This is a genomic window from Flavobacterium sp., assembly GCF_043779715.1.
GTDB lineage: Bacteria > Bacteroidota > Bacteroidia > Flavobacteriales > Flavobacteriaceae > Flavobacterium.
In genome coordinates this window covers 1-20,710 of the sequence record NZ_JAYWDT010000213.1, presented here as the reverse complement: position 1 = coordinate 20,710, position 20,710 = coordinate 1, and the positions used below count along the sequence as shown (strand labels likewise).

Sequence of the window (20,710 nt, the reverse complement as noted above, 5' to 3'; positions counted from 1 at the left end):
ATTCACTCAAATATAATGAAAAATTTATTTTACCAACTCACTCTGGTTCCTAAAAACCAACTTTCCATCAAAAGCATCTAATAAAATAATACTATCGGTAGCTATAGTTCCTGCCAAAATTTCTTTCGACAATTGGTTTAAAACATCGCGTTGGATTACTCTTTTTACTGGTCTTGCTCCAAATTGTGGATCATATCCTTTTTCAGATAAATATTTAATCGCTTCTGGAGTAGCGTCCATAGTAATTCCTTGTAGCTCTAGCATTTTAGTAACCGATTTGAGCTGTAAACCTACAATTTGAGCAATATTAGAATTGGTAAGTGGTGTAAACATTACAATTTCGTCAATACGATTAATAAATTCCGGACGAACAGTTTGTTTTAATAAACCTAAAACTTCTACTTTTGCAGCTTCGGTTGCAGCTTCAACACTTCCTTTGAGATTTTCGAATTTATCCTGAATTATTTGACTACCCATATTAGAAGTCATGATGATAATAGTGTTTTTGAAATCGGCAAGACGTCCTTTATTATCAGTCAGCCTTCCTTCATCTAATACTTGTAATAAAATATTGAAAGTATCAGGATGTGCTTTTTCAATTTCATCTAATAGAATTACTGAATATGGTTTTCTACGAACGGCCTCTGTAAGTTGGCCTCCTTCGTCATAACCCACATATCCTGGAGGCGCTCCTACTAACCTACTCACACTGTGACGCTCTTGATATTCGCTCATGTCGATTCTGGTCATTGCGTTTTCATCGTCGAATAAATATTCAGCTAAGGCTTTTGCTAATTCGGTTTTTCCTACACCAGTTGTTCCTAGGAAAAGAAAAGTTCCAACAGGTTTTTTCATATCCTGCAATCCTGCACGACTTCTGCGCACAGCATCACTTACAGCTTCTATAGCTTCTTCTTGACCCACAACTCTTTTATGTAACTCATCTTCTAGATGCAACAGTTTTTCACGTTCGCCTTGCAACATCTTCATAACTGGAATTCCTGTCCATTTGGCAACTACTTCGGCAATGTCTTCTCTTGTTACTTCTTCTTTTATTAATGAAGTTCCTGATTGATTTTCAATTAACTGTTTTTGTAAAACGTCTAATCGTTCTTGTGCCTCTTTTATTTTTCCGTAACGAATTTCGGCTACTTTTCCGTAATCTCCATCGCGTTCGGCACGTTCGGCTTCATATTTAAAATCTTCAATTTCTGTTTTTATAGCTTGAATATTGTCGACCACATCTTTTTCAGATTTCCATTTGGCATAAATCTCATTTCTATCTTCTTTGAGGTTGGCCAAATCCATTCCTAAAATTTTGAGTTTATTTTCGTCTTTTTCTCTTTTAATGGCTTCGATTTCAATTTCCAATTGCATTATTTTTCGATCTAAAACATCGAGCTCTTCTGGCTTAGAATTTATCTCCATTCGCAATTTAGAGGCAGCTTCGTCCATTAAATCAATAGCTTTATCTGGCAAAAATCGATTGGTAATATAACGTTGCGATAATTCGACTGCGGCAATAATAGCTTCATCTTTTATCTGAACTTTATGGTGTGTTTCATATTTTTCTTTAATACCACGCAAAATAGAAATAGCGCTTTCGGTATCAGGTTCTTCAACCATAATTTTCTGAAAACGGCGTTCGAGTGCTTTGTCTTTTTCAAAATATTTTTGGTATTCGTCTAAAGTCGTTGCACCAATAGCACGCAATTCACCTCGAGCCAAAGCAGGTTTCAGGATATTTGCTGCATCCATAGCACCTTCGCCACCACCAGCGCCAACAAGAGTATGAATTTCATCAATAAACAAAACGATATCACCTTCGGCTGCAGTTACTTCTTTTACGACCGCTTTTAGACGCTCTTCAAATTCCCCTTTGTACTTTGCTCCCGCAATTAATGCACCCATGTCTAGTGAAAAGACAATTTTATCTTTCAAGTTATCAGGAACATCTCCGTCTACAATTCTGTGAGCTAAACCTTCGGCAATAGCAGTTTTACCAACACCGGGCTCCCCAACAAGCATAGGATTGTTTTTAGTTCTTCTCGTTAGAATTTGTAAAACACGACGAATCTCTTCATCACGCCCAATAACAGGATCAAGCTTCCCGTTTTTAGCCAATTCATTTAAATTTTTAGCATATTTATTTAAAGAATTATAAGTTTCTTCAGCAGATGCTGAAGTTACTCTTTCACCTTTTCTGAGTTCATCAATAGCTGCTTTTAATACTTTTTCAGTAACACCTTGATCTTTTAAAATTTGTGCTACTTTACTTTTAGAACCAAAAATAGCTAACATTAAATGCTCGATAGAAACGAATTCATCATTCATTTTTTTAGCAATGATTTCCGCTTCGTTTAGTGTTGTATTTGCTGTTCTAGAAAGCATAATTTCTCCTCCAGAAACTTTTGGAAAGTTCTGAATCGTACTGTCTAGAATTTGTTCGAACAACGAAACATTTACATTTAGTTTTTTCAGAATAAACGGGGCAACATTTTCATCAACTTCAAAAATGCCTTTAAAAATGTGTTCGTTTTCTATTTGTTGTTGCCCGAAACTTTGCGCCAATTGCTGCGCCGCTTGAATGGCCTCTTGAGATTTGATTGTGAATTTATTAATGTTCATATTTTTTAATTTTGTTGTTTGTCTTAAATATTTTTTATGTGATAAATAATCGTCAATTGTTATTCCAATGCGAAAAATAAGACAAAACGTCTGAAAATCAGTATTTAATAACGACAAAATGACTTGAAATCTGACTAAATAAGTAAAATAAAAAAAGCACAAAATTCATAATGAACTTTGTGCTTTTTTGTGGTTGTAAACAAATTACATTTGTCGAATTTGTTTTAGTTTTTCTTTCCAAGTAACTAATTCTTCTTTGTGTCGTTCTATATTTTTCATTACTTCAAGAACCATCGGATTGTCTTTTTTAGCTTTAGCAAAAAATTGAATGTTATTTTCTAACTGGAAAATTTCGTTCTGAACTTCTTCTACTTTTCTAATTAAGAAAATTTTCTCATTATCAATTTTTCTAGTATCATTAGATTCTGATAAACTATCCATTCTATTGCTAAAACGCATCATATCAGTATCTTTTTTGCTCAAACTTAGTTTTTCAAAAAGAACATCTAATATTTTATTAAATTTTCCTTCAATATGACGTCTTGCAAAAGGCACTTTTCCTATGCTTTTCCAAGCTTCAATATGAGATTTTATTGCATCAAGATCGGTTTTGTGATCACCAACTAACTCAAATGATTTTAGTGTTTCTAAGTATTCTTTTTTCTTTTCGAAAGCAGCGACTTCTACTTCTTCATTTTCATTTTTTTCGGCATGTAATCTGTCAAAATAATGATTGCAAGCTTCTTTAAACTCCTTCCAAACCGAATCTGAATACTTTTTTGGGACATGACCAATCTGTTTCCATTCCTCCTGAATTTTTTTCATAATTGGAGTCGAAACATTAAAATCGGTACTTTCCTGCAATTCTTTAGCACGAGCTACCAATGCATTTTTCTTTTCAAGATTCGTGTTTTGGTCTTTTTTTATGTCTTTATAAAACGAATTTTTATGCACATTAAAATTACGTACCGCAGTTTTAAAATCGCTCCAAGTTTGTTCATTTACTTCAGTAGGAACTTTTCCTGCGCTGAAAAAACTAGAACGCAAAGCTTCTATTTTTTCAACTTGACCTTGCCAGCCAGAGTGAACGGTAATTTTTTCGGTAGTAATAACTTCGATAGCGGAAATTATTTCTCTTTTCTTAGCTAAATTTTCAACTTCCGAACCTCTTTGTTGAGCGAAAATAAGTTCTCGTTTGTCGTGCATTTGTTTAGTTAAATCACTAAAGACTACCCAAACTTCCTCACGATTCTCTCTCGAAACAGGGCCAATATCTTCTTTCCAGATTTTGTGTAATGATTGCAATTCTCTAAAAGCTTTCATCACATCGGCTTCATTTACAAGTTCTTGCGCACGAGCAATTATTTTGAGTTTTGCTTCGAGATTGTGTTTGAAGTCTATATCACGAGCTTCGCGATCTAAATGTAAATAATCATAAAAATTCTCAACATGAAAATGAAAATTGTTCCAAACATGGTTGTATTTGTCTTTAGGAATTCCTCCTGCAGTTTTCCAACGTTCTCTTAAATCATTAAATTGTTTGAGATTGTCTTTTATGTTTTCGCCAGGATTAATCAATGATTTTAGCTCTTCGATTAATGCCAAACGTATTTGTAAATTCGATTTTAAATCAGATTCTAAACTCTTAAAATGTGTGTTTTTCTTACTTCTGAAATTGTTATATAACGAATCGAATTTTGATTTCAAAGGAAAATGATACTCAAATTCTTCTGTTGCATCTGGGTTTTCATGAATGAATTCTTCCTTTTTTTCTTCGATAAAATGATTATATTTTGATAAGAAAACTGATTTTATTTCTTCAATATGGTTTTTTACAGCCATAATTTTGTCTGAAACTACAAGATTTTCTAGCTCGAGAACTAGATTTTCCATATCCATTGCATCGTAATTCAGCATTGGAATGTCGTGACTTTCACCAACAGTAGCGTCTTCGCTAACTTCCGCATTTAGATTTTCGATTGTTTCAATCGCTTTATCTACAGTATTTTGAGTTTCATTTTGAACTTCTAATACTTCATTTCCATCTACCTCAGGTAGGTTATCGTGTTGCTCTTCTTGCATGGTGCAGAATATTTACAGTTATTATAACGCCGAAGGTACTAAAAACGTATGAAAACAGAAAGTAAATTTTATTTAAAATAAAAAATTAAGTGCCATAATTTCGGCTAGTAATTTTTAGCTTTTTCATACATTTACAGCAAATAACAAATTAAATGTCATCACACCATATCGTTCGCGACGACCAAGAACCCGCATTAATCATTGCAAACGGTGCAGCTTGCAGTTCGGAATTGTTAGGACAATTATTAGAATGGTCACCATTGGTAATTGTTTTAGATTCGGCAATAGAACGCGTTTTAGAGCTCGGAATTAAAGTAGATGTTTTACTAGGAGATTTCGATCGTGGTTTCGATCCAGAATATTATAAAGACAAGCAATTTCCACTCGAAATAGTTTATGCACCAGACCAAAATAAAACCGATCTCGAAAAAGCATTCGATTATCTTATAGATAGAAAAATCCCAATGGTAAATGTTGTTTGGGCAACAGGAAAAAGAGCTGACCACACTATTACCAACCTAACCAATATCGTTCGTTACCGAGATTTATTGAAAATTGTTATTTTAGACGATCACTCAAAAATTTTTTTATTACCCAATCGTTTCGAAAAATGGTATACTTCAAACACGCCAATTTCACTAATCCCAATAGGAATAGTTTCTGGAATTAATTCTAAAAATTTATTTTATCCGTTAGATAATGATACCTTAACAATCGGCTACAGAACTGGAAGTAGCAATCATGTCATTGAAGACGGAATTGTAATAATCGAACACCGAGAAGGCGATTTACTTATGATGGAATGTCTAGATTAAACTATAAAAAAGCCTTTAAAAATTAGTCTTATTTGAATTTCATTTTTTACAACTATCTTTGCAACCGAAATTAAGAGTATGAAAGCGAAAATAGTTCCTGAAAAAATAAATCTGCACCCCAGAAATCTGCATAAATTTGGATATGATTTTGAAATATTAACAACATCTTTTCCTGAATTAAAAAAGCATGTTTTTACAAACGAGTATGAAACTCAAACCATCGATTTTAGCAATCCAGATGCTGTAAAAGCGTTAAACAATGCCTTATTAATATCTGATTATAATATTCAGAATTGGGATATTCCGCAAGATTATCTTTGTCCGCCCATTCCTGGAAGAGCAGATTATGTTCATTATATTGCTGATTTATTAGCATCTACAAACAACGAAATAATTCCCGAAGGCGAAAACATTATAGGTTTAGATATAGGAATTGGTGCCAATTGCATTTATCCAATAATAGGAAACTCAGTTTACGACTGGAGTTTTGTTGGTACTGATATTGATGAAAATGCTATTCAAAATTGCAAAAAAATCATCGAAAACAATCCAAAATTAATTGATGCCGTAAGTTTACAACAACAAGTAGAATCTAGATTTATATTCAAAAATATTATTCTGCCAGAAGATAAATTTGCCTTTACGATTTGTAATCCGCCGTTTCATAATTCGGCAGCAGAAGCTACAAAATCATCAATAAGAAAAGTAAATAATTTACAAGATATTAGAACCAAAAATCCAGTACTCAATTTTGGTGGACAAAACGCAGAATTATGGTGTGATGGTGGCGAAATAGGATTCATTACTCAAATGATTTACGAAAGTGCAAAATATCCAATGCAAGTTTTGTGGTTTACGACATTGGTATCCAAAAAAGAAAATTTACCTAGTATTTACAAGACTTTAAATAAAGTTTCCGCCGTTGAAATAAAAACAATCCATATGGCGCAAGGTCAAAAAATTAGCCGAATCGTAGCTTGGACATTTTTGAGTGAAGTGCAACAAAAAACTTGGAAATTTTAAAAATAATTAGGCAACTATTCATTCCAAATTTCCCACGCTTTTTCTGCCTGAAAAACCAACATATCATAACCGTTTTTTATAATTGCTCCATTATTTTCTGCTTTTTTAAGAAATTCTGTTTTTTCGGGATTGTAAATCAAGTCGAAAGCAATGTGTTTTGATGTAAAATATTGGTACGGAATATTTGGAAACAACTCCGTTTTTGGAAAAGTTCCCAACGGCGTGCAATTGATGATAATATGATAATCATCGAAAATTTTTGCATTTATTTGATTATAAGTAATCGTGTTTTCTTTTTCTTGTCGCGATACAAAAACACTTTCGATATTTAATTTTTTTAAACCAAAAGCAACTGCTTTTGCAGCTCCGCCAGTTCCTAAAATTAAAGCTTTTTTGTGATGCGGTTTTAGTAACAATTCAAGAGATTTATTAAAACCAAAAAAATCGGTATTATCACCAAATAATTTACCGTTTGGAGAGATTCTAATTGTATTTACAGCGCCAATTTCTTGTACATTTTCTGATAATTCGTCTAAAAATGGAATAATTATTTCTTTGTACGGAATAGTAACGTTTAAACCTATTAAGTCTGGATTGCTTTTTAGAATTGCTGTAAATTCATCAATATTTTGAATATCGAAATTCTCGTAACTAAACTCATCAGTTATTCCTTCCTGCTTAAATTTAGTTGCAAAATAATTTTGCGAAAAAGAATAATTGATGTTTTTGCCTAGTAATCCTAGTTTTTTCATACTAATAGATTACTTTTTATATTTCAAAATACAATCTTCCACGATTTTTCGTTCCCAAACTACTGGAAATAATTTTTCGATAATATTTCTTTTTTTGAAGTTTTGACGCAAACCATTACTTAAATGAAAAACGCCTTTTTCGTTTTCGTTCAACATAAAGTATAAACCAGCCAAACGATATTCGATTTCAAATTCTTCTGGGAAATGCTCACAGGCTAACAATAAGGTTTGTATACAGGCTTCAAATTCTCCCAGGAATTGTAAAGTATCTGTCCAAAACAACCAAGTTTCTAGTTGATAATCGCCGTATTCGACTGCTTTTCTATAACCATATTCTGCTTCTTCAAAAAGATTTAAAGCTTTGTTTATGGCTGCAAAACGTTTCCAATATAATTTGTTTTCACCGTCTATTTGTATCGCTTTGTTTACGTAATACAATGCTTTGGGGAAGTTTTTTTTACGGAAATAAAAGTCGGTTATAGCAACCCAACCTTTGTCTAATAAAGGATCTTCGTGCACAGTTTGGTTGTAAAACTTAATAGCTTCGATTTCATTTCCTATTTTCTCATAGCATTTTCCTATTCGCAATAAGGCATAAGAAGTCGGATCGTCTAGCTTGATGGTTTCATTATAATTTTCGATAGCTTCTTCGTAACGTTTTAGACGTTCGAGTGCTTTTGCTTTTTCCATATAAGCGCCTAGAAACTCATCATCGATAAGTGTCGCATAATCGAAAGCGACAAGTGAAGCTTCGTATTGTTTGAGTCCATAATTTAATCTTCCTAGCTGATGCCAAGCGATTTCGCTGTACGGATTTGTGTCGATGTATTTTGTAACATAGTTAATCGCTTCTTGGTTTTGATCCAAAAATTCGAAGCAATAAACGACATTATACAAGCTAGATTGTTCTTCTGGATCTTCTTCTAGACATAAAATAAAGTTCTCTTTTGCCAATTCGAGATTGTCTAAAAACAGGTATTCCATACCAATTAGATTGTACACATCGGCCAAATCATCTGTATATTTTAAAGCGATTCTTAGGTATTCGACCGCTTTTTCGTGTTGGTCTCTTTTAGAACAAATATTAGCTCTTTGAATGTATATTTCTTCGTTTGTAGGTTCGATGGCATATAGTTCGTTCAGCATTTTTTCGGCAATGTCTAACTTGTCATCATAGACAAGCATTTCGACTTGAACAAGCTTTAATCCTGTCGATTTCGGGTGTTGTTCGAGTGCTAGTTTTAGGGCTTTTTTAGCCAAAGCAGGCTTCCCTATATCTAAATAATGCAGTATGATATCCTCGAATTCTTCTGAATCGAAAAACAAAATTTTATTTGTTTTTAGCATCGATTCAAATTTTGATAAGGATAAGTTTTGATCGTCTTCTTCTTGGCTCAAGTACATGGCGTTTCGTTTTAAAATTATCCAAAATAAAAATAGAACTTATATCGTGAATGGTATGCTTTTTTGTTTTTTGTTGTCAACAATTTAATTAACATTTTTCAATGGCAAAAATCAATTTGAATAGCAAAAAACAATGGTAATTTTGATGACTGAATGTTAAATTTTAGACCGAAGCCCTAGCCCTGATTGAAACGGAAATCCTTTTTATTTTTTCTTTAAAAATAAAAAGATTGAAGTGTAAAGCAGGAAATAGCTTCAAAAAATTATTAATTATTTTATTTACCACTCATTACTTGATTCATAGCTTCAATAATTATGCCACAACCGTCGGTAATCTCTTGATTTGAAATGGTTAGCGGTGGCGTGATGCGGATGGCGCACCCTTCGAAGAGTAACCAAAATAAAATAAGTCCTTTATCTTGACATTTGAAAATGATTTGGTTTGTAATTTCGGGACTTTCTGTCATTATGGCAAGCATCAATCCTTCGCCACGAACCTCTTTTATGAGGTTATGTTGTAACAAGTTACGAAATAATTGTTCTTTCTGCAAGGTTTCTTGCATGATATTGGTTTCGACCAGTTCTTGCAAAGTTGCTAAACAGGCTGCTGCGATTACTGGATGACCTCCAAAAGTGGTGATGTGTCCGAGTTTTGGGTCATGACTTAATAGATCCATGTGGGCTTCGTTTGCTGTAAATGCACCTACTGGCATGCCGCCGCCCATTCCTTTTCCCATAACAACTACATCTGGTAGGACATCGTAATTTTGGAAACCAAATAATTTTCCTGTGCGCCCAAAACCAGGTTGAATTTCGTCGAGAATCATTAGCGCTCCTACTTCGTCGCAACGTTGTCGAACTTTTTTTAGAAAATCGTTTTCAGGACGAATAAATCCAGCTCCGCCTTGTATGGTTTCTAGAATTATTCCTGCGGTTTTTGTTGTGATTTTTTGAATATCGGCTTCGTTATTGAAAGTAATAAAATCGACATCAGGAATTAATGGACGAAATATTTGTTTGCGTTCTTCGAATCCCATAACACTCATAGAACCCATCGTGTTACCGTGATAAGCGTTATGACATGAGATGAGTTGACTTCTTCCTGTAACTCTTCTAGCTAGTTTTAATGAACCTTCAATAGCTTCGGTTCCTGAATTGACTAAATAGGTTTTATTTAGTTTTTCGGGCATATTTTCTGCCAAAAGCTTGCATAATTTGACCGCTGGATCTTGTGCATATTCACCATAAACCATGACGTGCATGTATTTGTCTAACTGATTTATAATGGCTTCTTTTACTCTCGGATGTTGGTGTCCTAAGGTGCAAGCAGAAACTCCTGCGACAAAATCTAAATATTTTTTGTTGTTTGTATCGTATATATAAGAACCTATGGCATGCGAAACTTCCATACCTAGTGGATATGGTGAGGTTTGCGCTTGGTATTTATAAAAATCTTTATTCAAAATTGTTTGTTTGGTTATTCGTGGATTCGTTTATTCGGTTAAACGATTAAACAGTCATTTAATGTTACTGTTTCTTCTTTTTACTAACTTTCTTTTCCGTTTTCTGCTTATCATACTCTAAAGTTTCTTTAGATGGTTCCATAGGAATGTCGATATCTTTCGATTTTTCTTTCGATTCTTTTTGAGCTTTTGCATCGAGTTCAAGTTCTTCTCTTGGGAAAATATCTTCTTTGGTTAGAATTTGTTCGTCGCCACGCCAAATGAATCCTTTTAGTTTTCTGGCATTTTCTGGAAGTTCTTCCTCAGGATAAATAATACCATCTACATTGGTAAAAAAAGTAATGGTTTCGATATCATTTTCTTCTAAAATCATATTGATGCTACTACTAACATTTTTGTTTATTCCTATGAGTTCGTTCTTTTCGTTTCGCATGTAAAAGATAACTTCGGTGTTTTTTACAACATCGACTTCATGTAATTTATTGTCTTTAAATTTTCCGAATAAATTTTGCCCTTTCACTTGATTAAAGCCTTCTCCAATAGTATCTTTTGAAATAATAAAAGCATTGTTTAGTACTTTTAGGGAATCTATTTTTTCGGTTTTAGCATCGGAAATTAGATGCATAACATCTCCCGTCATTTGGTTTTTCCCGTTCCAAAGTATAGGTTTTCCTATCATTTGTGTTAAACCTACTTTTTGGTCATAGTGAATAGAATCACACTTGCCACTCATGTCTTTTTTGAAAAATCGAGCATTATTTGAACCTCGAATTATTCGGTTTTCTGGTTTACCAGTTACTAATAATTTTTTAGCATGAAAATAAACGGAATCCTTTTCGAACAAAGTAATCGCAACGGCTTTTTTTGTGATAAACATCGAATCTTTTTGCTTGTAAACCTCAGCATAATTACCTTTTACAACAAAATGATTGATTGTATCGGTTACTTTTACATTATTTTTTGCTCGAGCAAAATCTAGCTTTCGGTCGTAATAAATATCATCACCTTCTATGAGTCGGTCTTTGTATGTAATTTTAGAGCCTTTTTGTAGTTTTCCTTCGTCTTTTTTAGTATCATAAAAACCTTTGGTCGTATAAATCGTATTCGTTGCCGATGTGATAGTTGATGGCCCAAAAACATAAGCATGACCTGAATTTGTATAATAATCTAAATGATTTGTTTTGATAGTTTGTCTAGGATTTGTAACCGTAACTGCCTCTAAAAATTGAAATTTTTTCTGGTTCAAATAATATCTTCCAGAGTTACTTACCAACGTATTTTCGGGATCACGAATAGTTCCTCTTGAGTTATAATAAGCTTGTTGAGACTTTCTATCAAAGTTAATTGTATCGGTAGATAACGTCATTTTTGGGTCACGCATTACTACATCACCAGTGGCATAAGCAAACTTTGTATTTCCGTTGTATTCGGCATATTTACTATTCATAAAAAGTGTGTCGCCTTGTACCATATTTACATTTCCAAAGATTTTTATAAAGTTAGATTTTGTAAAATGATAGGCTTTGTTACAAGTCATACGAACGCCTTCGTGTATAATAACGATATTTCCAGTAAGAACAATTGCTCCAGGAACTTCTTTTTCAGAAATATCAAGAAAATCAGAGTGCTGAATAACGATTTGTTTGGCGTCTTGCGACCAAAGTGTTACTTGACTGAAAAGCATTAATATAAAAACGAAACGGAAATATATTTTATTCAATGGGATTTATTTTTTTGTCAAAATTAAGGAAATTATGAAAAATATCGTTTTTATTAAGAATTATTTATAATTACTCAATAATCATCTCTTTTAGCTTTTCTCGATATTCTTCCAGAATGTCAATTTTTGAAATAAATCCGAAGAATTTTCCGTATTTAATTACAGCAAGTGTCGCTTGATTTGTGGTTTCAAATTTTTCCATAACTACTTCTACTCCATCGTCGTATTGTACAACATCTATAGGTTGTTTTAAAATTTCATTAACCGAAGTGTATTTTACTTTAAAAGTATTAAAAATGGTTGTTCGAATGTCATTAAAATCTACAATTCCAATTAATTTTTCTTTTTCATCAACAACTGGAAAAAGTTCTTGATTTAAGGTTGATAAATGATCGACCAAATTTTCTAACGAATTTTCTATTGTAATTGTTTTAATATCGGTTTTTATCAAGGCAAGAAAATCGATACTTTGCAAAATATTTTTGTCTTTATTACTGGTAAAAACTTCGCCTTTGTCTGCTAAATTTTTTACATCCATCGAATGTTTTTCGAACCTTTTAGAAACTGCAAAACTTATCGAAGATACGATCATAAGCGGAACCATCAGGTCGTAACCACCCGTAATTTCGCCAATTAAAAAAATGGCTGTAAGTGGTGCGTGAAACAATCCGCTCAAAATTCCGGCCATGCCCACAATCGTGAAATTCCCGATAGGTAATGCATTAGAAATCCCTAAAAGATGTATTGATTTTGCTACAAAAAAACCCAAGTAAGAACCTACAAATAGCGAAGGTGCAAAGTTACCTCCGTTACCACCACTTCCCAATGTTAATCCTGTTGCAAACGATTTTAGCAAAACTGTAATACCTATAAAAGCAAGTAAAATCCATTCGCTATTTTTATGGTTTTTGAGGATTGTATTATCTAATAAGATTTCGGGATGATTTGTAGATAAAGTTCTAATACTTTCGTAACCTTCTCCAAAAAGCGTGGGAAAAAAGAAAATTAAAATTGCTAAAAGTGTCGCTCCAAACAATGCTTTCTTGTAAGGACTATTTTTGAATCGGCTAAAAAAATGTTCTACTCTTCTAAAATTTCTCGCATGATATACCGAAACAAAACCAGCTAATATTCCTAATAAAATATAATAAGGTGTATTGTGAAAATTGAAAGTTTGTTCTTGTTCGAAGCTTAATAATATATCTCTGCTTAATACCATTTGAGAAACTAAAGCACCCGTTGCTGCCGATATCATAATGGGAATAAATGCCGAAATACTTACATCGGTTAGTACTACTTCAATAGCAAATAAAACACCCGCAATAGGCGCATTGAAAGCTGCTCCAATTCCAGCTGCAACACCACAAGCTAAGAGTAAAATCCTATCTTTTTGTGATAATTTGTATTTCTGTGCAAAATTAGAACCAAAAGCCGCTCCAGTAATTACAATTGGGCTTTCTAATCCTGCCGAACCACCTAAACCAACGGTTAGTGAGCTTGTAATAATTTGAGCATACATTTGTTTTTTAGGAACGATTCCTCCTTTTTTTGCTACAGAATGTAAAATATGTGAACTTCCTTTTTCTAATTTTCCGTCAAGAAATCTTCTAATGACAAAGACAGTAAGCAAAATTCCTATAATGGGTAAAATACTGTTTGAGTAAGGTAATTTTAAAAAAGTGTTTAAATAATTGGCCAACAAAAATACATTATGAGCGAAACTTTTTAAAATAATTACAGCAAATGCACAAGATATCGCAGTAACAACGCACGACAAATAAATAAAATTCCTTTCCGATAATAACTCTTTTGCTAAAAAAAAGATACTCTCAAAACGACGAATTATTTTTCTCACAAATAATTGAAAATTTACTGAAACTCTATTGGGCATTTTTGTTTTTTGAATTGTAGAATTACAAATATAAGTTTTTATTTTTGTTCGTTTTGAATGAAAAACCACAAATAACGATTTTAATTTAAAACGAACTATCTTTACGTAAACATTAAAAACAAATGAAAATCACCAAATTATTTAGAGAGTTTTTTGAAAGCGAAAAGTCCAGTGGTTTGTTTTTAATAAGTTGCACGATATTTTCATTGGTTATAGCAAACTCGCCAATTGGTAACAGTTATTTGCATTTTTGGCACACGAATTTGGCTGGAAATAGTTTAGAATATTGGATTAATGACGGATTAATGACCATTTTCTTTTTGTTAATTGGTTTAGAATTAGAAAGAGAAGTTTATGACGGAGAATTATCAAATATTAAAGATGCAATGTTGCCTATTTTTGGCGCTATTGGTGGCATGATTGTTCCTGCAGGGTTGTTTTTGTTGATGAATTTTGGAACCAAAACACAATCCGGAGCAGGAATACCTATGGCGACCGATATTGCTTTTGCCCTAGCTATATTATCCCTTTTGGGAAATCGAGTGCCGTTATCTCTAAAAATATTTTTAACCGCCTTAGCCGTAATCGATGATTTAGGGGCGATTCTGATAATTGCTATTTTTTATACCAAGACATTGTTATGGAGTAATTTATTCATTGCCTTAAGTATTTTTGGATTTTTATTAATCCTGAACCGTCTTAAAGTAAGAAACTTAATTCCATACTTAATTGGCGGAATTTTTATGTGGTATTTTATGCTACATTCCGGTGTTCATGCTACAATCACTGGAGTTTTACTCGCTTTTGCCATTCCTTTCGGAAACGGAGATGCAAAATCGACTTCTTATATTTTGCAACATTTTTTGCACAAACCAGTGGCCTTTTTTATACTTCCTTTATTTGCATTGGCAAACACAGCTATCATATTAAGTTCTAATATAGGAGAAACTCTAACCCAAAATTATAGTGTAGGAATTGCTTTAGGATTAGTAATCGGCAAACCATTAGGTGTTTTTCTTGTAAGTATTTTAGCAGTTTCATTAGGAATTTGCAAACTTCCATCCGATTTAAACTGGAGATCTATTCTTGCCGTAGGATTTCTAGGTGGTATTGGTTTTACGATGTCAATTTTTATAACTATATTGGCTTTTAATGAAGAAACAATTATTAACAATGCAAAATTTGTCATTTTACTTTCTTCATTAATTGCGGGAATTATTGGGTATTTTAGTCTAAAATTAGTGTTAAAAGTTCCTGTTATCGAAAATAAGAATTAATAAACCGATTTTAATTTTTAAATTAATAATATCTTTGCATTTCTTAATTTTTTCATTACATGAAACGTGTTGTTATAGGTCTTTCTGGAGGTGTCGATTCGAGTGTTGCTGCTTATTTATTACAAGAGCAAGGCTATGAAGTTATTGGTCTGTTTATGAAAAACTGGCACGATGATTCCGTTACAATTTCTAATGAATGTCCTTGGTTAGAAGATAGTAACGATGCATTATTGGTTGCCGAAAAATTAGGAATTCCTTTTCAAACCGTCGATTTAAGCGAACAATATCAAGAGAAAATTGTAGATTATATGTTTAGCGAATACAAAAAAGGACGCACACCCAATCCTGATGTACTTTGTAATCGCGAAATAAAGTTCGATGTTTTTATGAAAATTGCGCTTTCACTTGGTGCCGATTATGTTGCCACGGGTCATTATTGCCGAAAAGGAGAAATTGAAGTAGATGGCCAACCTGTTTATCAACTATTGGCTGGTGTCGATGATAATAAAGATCAATCTTATTTTTTATGTCAATTATCGCAAGAACAATTAGCAAAATCTCTATTTCCAATTGGCGAACTCACAAAACCACAAGTCCGTGAAATTGCTACTAAAATGGAATTAGTTACTGCCGAAAAGAAAGATTCTCAAGGTTTGTGTTTTATAGGAAAAGTACGTTTACCAGAATTTTTGCAACAACAATTAAAACCGAAAGATGGTTTGATTTTTGAAGTTGATGCAACCAATGAAATTTATAATTCAAAAGAAATCAATTTTGATTCAATAGAAGACAAATTAGCTTTTGAAGCAAAAAATATCGAATATACTCCAGAATTTGCTAAGGTTGTTGGCAAACACCAAGGTGCCCATTATTTCACCATCGGACAACGAAAAGGATTGAATGTAGGCGGAACAAAAGAAGCTTTATTCATCATTTCGACCGATGTTGAAACCAATACAATTTATACAGGACAAGGACACAATCATCCAGGATTATTCAAAAAAGCATTGTTTGTTGCAAAAGATGAAACACATTGGATTCGTCCAGATTTATCTTTAGCCAAAGGACAAACTATGCAAGTTATGGCACGCATTCGCTACCGTCAGGAATTGCAAAAAGCAACTTTACATCAGTTTGAAAACGGTATGTATGTAGAATTTGAACAACCGCAATCTGCCATTACACAAGGACAATTTGTTTCTTGGCATGTTGGTGATGAATTAGTTGGCTCGGGTGTTATCTCGTAATATTTTAAAAGTATAATTTCTTTGTGTATATTTGAACCTCCAAAAAAAACACAACCATGAAAAAACTACTACTTTTTTTAATCTTTACAGTATCAATAAACGCTTTTTCACAAGAAGATGCATGGGTTTACTTTAATGCAAAACCTAACGCATCTGTTTTTTACAGCAACCCTTTATCCGAACTAACGCAGCGTTCTCTCAACAGAAGAACCGCACAAGGAATTGCATTAGATATTAAAGACGCACCATTACACCAACCGTATGTCGATCAAATTACAGCTGCTACTGGAATTACTGTTTTAGCTAAATCAAAATGGTTAAATATGGTTCATGTTCAAGGGTTGCAAACCGATATTGCTTCATTATCAGGTCTGTCGTTTGTAGATCATATTCAGTACGCTAATCATTCGTTGAATCCAGGAGGAAGAATTACTTCGCCTTCAAATAAAATAGGTAAAGTTAATAAGTGGCAAGATACTAACGAAACTCAGATCACCTACGATTATGGAAATTCTGCTAATCAAGTACAAATGCTAAATTGCCATATTTTGCATCAACAAAATTATACAGGAGCTGGTAAAGTAGTAGCAATTTTAGATGCTGGTTTCCCAGGTGTAAATACAGCTGCTCCTTTTGCGAGTTTACGTAATAGAGGGCTAATATTAGGCGGTTATGATTTTGTAAACAACTCAACTAGTTTTTATACCGGAAACAATCACGGAACTAATGTATTATCAACGATGGGAGCAAATGCTACTAATTTAGTTGGTACAGCTCCTGATGCTAGTTATTATTTATTTATTACAGAAGATATTGCTAATGAAGAACCTTTAGAACTTAGTAATTGGGTTGAAGGTGCAGAAGAAGCCGATAGATTAGGAGTCGATGTAATTAATTCTTCTTTAGGGTATTTTGGATTTGATAATGCTGCCTATAGCTATACTTATGCTAAAATGAACGGACAAACATCAGTCGCTTCAAGAGCAGTAGATATTGCTTTTTCTAAAGGAATGATATGTGTAATTTCTGCAGGAAATGAAGGCGCAAATGCCGAACCCCATGTTGGAACTCCAGCTGATGCTACTTTTGCAGTTACAGTTGGTGCAGTAACTTCTACTGAAGTTAAATCTGGATTTAGCTCTATTGGCCCAACAGGTGATGGAAGAATGAAACCAGATTTAATGGCTAGAGGCTCATCATCTTCTATTTCAACACCTACTGGAACTATTACAACAGCAAACGGAACTTCTTTTTCTAGTCCAATTTTAGCGGGTGCAATTACTTCGTTTTGGTCGGCATTTCCAAATAAAACTAACGCAGAAATTGTACAATTAGTAAAAGCTTCTGCTGATAGATATGCAGCTTCAATTGTTACACAAAATAATAATTATGGTTATGGAATTCCAGATTTTCAAGCTGCTTTAAATACTGCACTTTCTTTGACTGAGCAAAATTTAGCTATTTTTAATTTGTATCCAAATCCTGCTAATAATGAGATTGAAATTACAAGTCCAGATAGTATAATGAATTCTACTATCAAATTTTATAATAATTTAGGACAACTGGTTTTAGAAAAAAACATTAATGCTCAAACTCAAAAAATTTCCTTACAATCAATAAATAGTGGCGTTTATTACTACAATATCGCTTCCGCTGAAAAAACTCTGTTTGGAAAATTGATTAAAAACTAAATTCCTGACTTCGATTAAATAATTTCAATGAACAAAATAACATCACTTTTCAATATAAAATATCCAATTATTCAAGGCGGAATGATTTGGAATTCTGGTTACAAATTAGCAAGTGCCGTAAGTAATGCAGGTGGTTTAGGACTAATAGGTGCTGGATCTATGTATCCCGAAGTTTTGCGAGAACACATTCAGAAATGCAAAAAAGCAACGGATAAACCTTTTGGTGTCAATGTACCAATGTTGTATCCAAATATCGAAGAAATCATCAATATTATTGTCGATGAAGGCGTAAAAATTGTATTCACATCGGCAGGAAATCCAAAAACATGGACTTCATTTCTAAAAGAAAAAGGAATTACAGTAGTTCATGTAGTGAGTAGCTCAAAATTTGCATTAAAAGCACAAGAAGCTGGTGTCGACGCTGTTGTTGCCGAAGGTTTTGAAGCTGGAGGTCATAACGGAAGAGAAGAAACCACTACTTTAACATTAATACCAATGGTTAAAGAACAAATTTCGATTCCACTTATTGCTGCTGGCGGAATAGCAACTGGTCGAGGAATGCTGGCTGTGATGGTTCTTGGCGCCGATGCTGTACAAGTTGGTTCACGTTTTGCTGCTTCTACCGAAAGTTCTTCTCACGATAATTTCAAAAAAACTATTATTGAAATTGAAGAAGGCGGAACTCAACTTACATTGAAAGAATTAGCACCTGTTCGATTGATTAAAAATAAATTTTATAACGATGTTCAGGAATTGTATACTAAATGCCCAACCCCAGAAGATTTAAAAACGCTTTTAGGTCGTGCTCGTGCCAAACGTGGTATGTTTGAAGGCGATTTGGTTGATGGTGAACTCGAGATAGGACAAATTGCGGGACTCATTCATGATATAAAACCAGCCGCAAACATTATTGAAGATATGATTGCTGAGTTTGAAACAGCAAAACAAGAAGTCGCTAATTTATAAGGTTATTTAAAGAATCCGAGTTTTTTTCTTAACCAATTTTAAGAACAATATAAAATCTAAACTGTATTTTTGTACTAACAAATTAAAATATATGAAAAAGTTACTATTGCTTTTTGCAATTATCACAACATCAATAGCTCAAGCACAACTAAAAGCACCGCAGAAAACACAACCACAACAACAAAGACCAAAATTAGTTGTTGGTATTGTTGTAGATCAGATGAAAATGGAATATTTATATCGTTTTTCTGATGATTTTTCGCAAAATGGATTCAAAAAATTAATTGCTGATGGTTATACTTTTCATAATATGCATTACAATTATATGCCAACTTATACAGCTCCAGGTCATGCTTCATTATACACAGGAACAACTCCTGCTGTACACGGAATAGTGAGCAACGAATGGTTTAACAGAACAACAGGTAAGAATATGTATTGCACCGATGATGCATCTGTAAAAATGCTTGGTGATGGTATTGCTAAAGAAGGAGAAATGTCTCCAAAAAATATGCAAAGTACTACTATTACTGATGAACTGCGAATGACAACTAATTTTAAAGGAAAAGTAATTGGTTTAAGTATCAAAGATCGTGGTGCAATTTTGCCCGGAGGACATTTTGCTAATTGGGCATTTTGGTACAGCAGTACAGGTTCATTTATATCGAGTACTTTTTATGGAGAAAAATTACCAGACTGGGTAACGCAATTCAACCAAGAAAAAAAATATATGACTTATATAAATAAAGGTTGGAATTTATTAAACCCGATAGCAACTTATGACGAGAGTCTTTCTGACAATAACCCTTATGAAGGGAAAATTGATAAAACTAAAGATCCAGTTTTTCCTTATGATTTAAAAAAAATATATGATACAAAAGGAGCTGAAATATTAAAAAGTACGCCTTATGGTAATGATATTTTAGCCGACTTTGCAATTAAAGCTATCGAAAAAGAAGCATTAGGAAAAGATAATATTACCGATTTTTTAACGGTAAGTTTTTCTTCTACAGATTATGTTGGTCATACTTTTGGCGCACATTCTATAGAGTTGCAAGACACTTATTTGCGATTAGACAAAACCATTGCTGACTTTATTACAAATTTAGATTTAACCGTTGGAAAAGGGAATTATCTATTGTTTTTAAGCGCAGATCATGCAGGAGCCGAAAATGCCAGTTATTTGAGAGATCATAAATATGATGTAAAAAATATTAATGAAAATACTTATACGACCGATTTAAAAAAATTCTCCGAAGATACTTTTGGAGTTAATTTAGTTTTAGATTATTCTAACGCAAATTTATTTTTTGATAAAACAACAATAAAAGAAAAAGGTTTAGAATTAAGTAGAATAAAACAAAGTTTCAAAGACTATTTGATGACTTACAAAGAAGTAAAAAGAGCTTATACCGAAGAAGAAATATTAAATTCGACAGGAAATGATTATTATTTAAATTTTATTTTCAAAGGATATGACCCCAAACAAAATGGCGATATAGTTGTACTATACGGTACAGGAAATATCGATTACGGAATTACTGGAACAACGCACGGAACTCCTTATAGTTACGACACGCACGTACCTTGCATTTTTTATGGTTGGAATATAAAAAAGGGAGAAACGCACGAGAAAAAAGAAATTACGCAAATTGCACCAACAATTGCTCAAAAAATTCAAATTCCATTTCCTAACGGAACCCAAAGTAATGTACTTTTAGAAATTTTGAAATAAACCATAAAAAAAAGCG

At 33.1% G+C, this 20,710-nt stretch carries 14 protein-coding genes; 7 read left to right on the top strand and 7 right to left on the bottom strand.

Features of this window, described 5'->3' with window-relative positions:
• Positions 1 to 24: 24 nt before the first annotated feature.
• Together clpB and ACH2BG_RS10275 are read right to left on the bottom strand one after the other, a co-directional pair.
• Positions 25 to 2,628 carry an ATP-dependent chaperone ClpB gene (gene clpB, locus ACH2BG_RS10280; RefSeq protein ID WP_395047602.1) on the bottom strand — a complete coding sequence of 868 codons (2,604 nt, stop codon included), beginning with the start codon at positions 2,626 to 2,628 and terminating at the stop codon, positions 25 to 27.
• Between the two features lie 204 nt (positions 2,629 to 2,832).
• Positions 2,833 to 4,710, bottom strand: a complete 1,878-nt coding sequence (locus ACH2BG_RS10275; protein ID WP_395047601.1) for a DUF349 domain-containing protein — start codon at positions 4,708 to 4,710, stop codon at positions 2,833 to 2,835.
• A 152-nt stretch (positions 4,711 to 4,862) separates the two neighbouring features.
• Here ACH2BG_RS10275 and ACH2BG_RS10270 point away from each other — a divergent pair, with 152 nt between their 5' ends.
• Together ACH2BG_RS10270 and rlmF are read left to right on the top strand one after the other, a co-directional pair.
• Positions 4,863 to 5,525, top strand: coding sequence for a thiamine diphosphokinase (locus tag ACH2BG_RS10270; protein WP_395047600.1), 663 nt, complete (start codon positions 4,863 to 4,865; stop codon positions 5,523 to 5,525).
• A 78-nt stretch (positions 5,526 to 5,603) separates the two neighbouring features.
• Entirely contained in the window at positions 5,604 to 6,548 is a 945-nt protein-coding gene (gene rlmF, locus ACH2BG_RS10265; protein WP_395047599.1) for a 23S rRNA (adenine(1618)-N(6))-methyltransferase RlmF, read from the top strand.
• Positions 6,549 to 6,562: 14 nt separating this feature from the next.
• On the opposite strand, the gene ACH2BG_RS10260 is transcribed toward rlmF, so the two are convergent.
• The 5 genes from ACH2BG_RS10260 to ACH2BG_RS10240 all read right to left on the bottom strand — a co-directional run bounded on the left by ACH2BG_RS10260 (position 6,563) and on the right by ACH2BG_RS10240 (position 13,778).
• Positions 6,563 to 7,300 (bottom strand): shikimate dehydrogenase family protein, encoded by a 738-nt coding sequence (locus ACH2BG_RS10260; protein ID WP_395047598.1) that lies wholly within the window; start codon positions 7,298 to 7,300, stop codon positions 6,563 to 6,565.
• A gap of 9 nt (positions 7,301 to 7,309) precedes the next feature.
• Positions 7,310 to 8,704 carry a tetratricopeptide repeat protein gene (locus ACH2BG_RS10255; protein ID WP_395047597.1) on the bottom strand — a complete coding sequence of 465 codons (1,395 nt, stop codon included), beginning with the start codon at positions 8,702 to 8,704 and terminating at the stop codon, positions 7,310 to 7,312.
• A gap of 275 nt (positions 8,705 to 8,979) precedes the next feature.
• Positions 8,980 to 10,167, bottom strand: a complete 1,188-nt coding sequence (locus tag ACH2BG_RS10250) for an aspartate aminotransferase family protein (protein WP_395047596.1) — start codon at positions 10,165 to 10,167, stop codon at positions 8,980 to 8,982.
• A gap of 64 nt (positions 10,168 to 10,231) precedes the next feature.
• Entirely contained in the window at positions 10,232 to 11,851 is a 1,620-nt protein-coding gene (locus ACH2BG_RS10245) for an OstA-like protein (protein ID WP_395047619.1), read from the bottom strand.
• A gap of 106 nt (positions 11,852 to 11,957) precedes the next feature.
• Positions 11,958 to 13,778, bottom strand: a complete 1,821-nt coding sequence (locus tag ACH2BG_RS10240; protein ID WP_395047595.1) for a chloride channel protein — start codon at positions 13,776 to 13,778, stop codon at positions 11,958 to 11,960.
• Between the two features lie 122 nt (positions 13,779 to 13,900).
• On the opposite strand from ACH2BG_RS10240, the gene nhaA reads away from it, so the two are divergent.
• The 5 genes from nhaA (at position 13,901) to pafA (ending at position 20,694) form a co-directional block, all read left to right on the top strand.
• Positions 13,901 to 15,055 carry a Na+/H+ antiporter NhaA gene (gene nhaA, locus ACH2BG_RS10235; protein WP_395047594.1) on the top strand — a complete coding sequence of 385 codons (1,155 nt, stop codon included), beginning with the start codon at positions 13,901 to 13,903 and terminating at the stop codon, positions 15,053 to 15,055.
• 59 nt (positions 15,056 to 15,114) lie between these two features.
• Positions 15,115 to 16,302 (top strand): tRNA 2-thiouridine(34) synthase MnmA, encoded by a 1,188-nt coding sequence (gene mnmA / locus ACH2BG_RS10230; protein WP_395047593.1) that lies wholly within the window; start codon positions 15,115 to 15,117, stop codon positions 16,300 to 16,302.
• A gap of 56 nt (positions 16,303 to 16,358) precedes the next feature.
• Positions 16,359 to 17,993 carry a S8 family serine peptidase gene (locus ACH2BG_RS10225; protein ID WP_395047592.1) on the top strand — a complete coding sequence of 545 codons (1,635 nt, stop codon included), beginning with the start codon at positions 16,359 to 16,361 and terminating at the stop codon, positions 17,991 to 17,993.
• A gap of 27 nt (positions 17,994 to 18,020) precedes the next feature.
• Positions 18,021 to 18,959: an NAD(P)H-dependent flavin oxidoreductase gene (locus ACH2BG_RS10220; RefSeq protein ID WP_395047591.1), complete on the top strand. Its 939-nt coding sequence runs from the start codon at positions 18,021 to 18,023 to the stop codon at positions 18,957 to 18,959.
• A gap of 91 nt (positions 18,960 to 19,050) precedes the next feature.
• The gene (gene pafA / locus ACH2BG_RS10215) at positions 19,051 to 20,694 is read left to right on the top strand and encodes an alkaline phosphatase PafA (protein ID WP_395047590.1); all 1,644 of its coding nucleotides are present in this window, start codon (positions 19,051 to 19,053) and stop codon (positions 20,692 to 20,694) included.
• Positions 20,695 to 20,710: the final 16 nt, after the last annotated feature.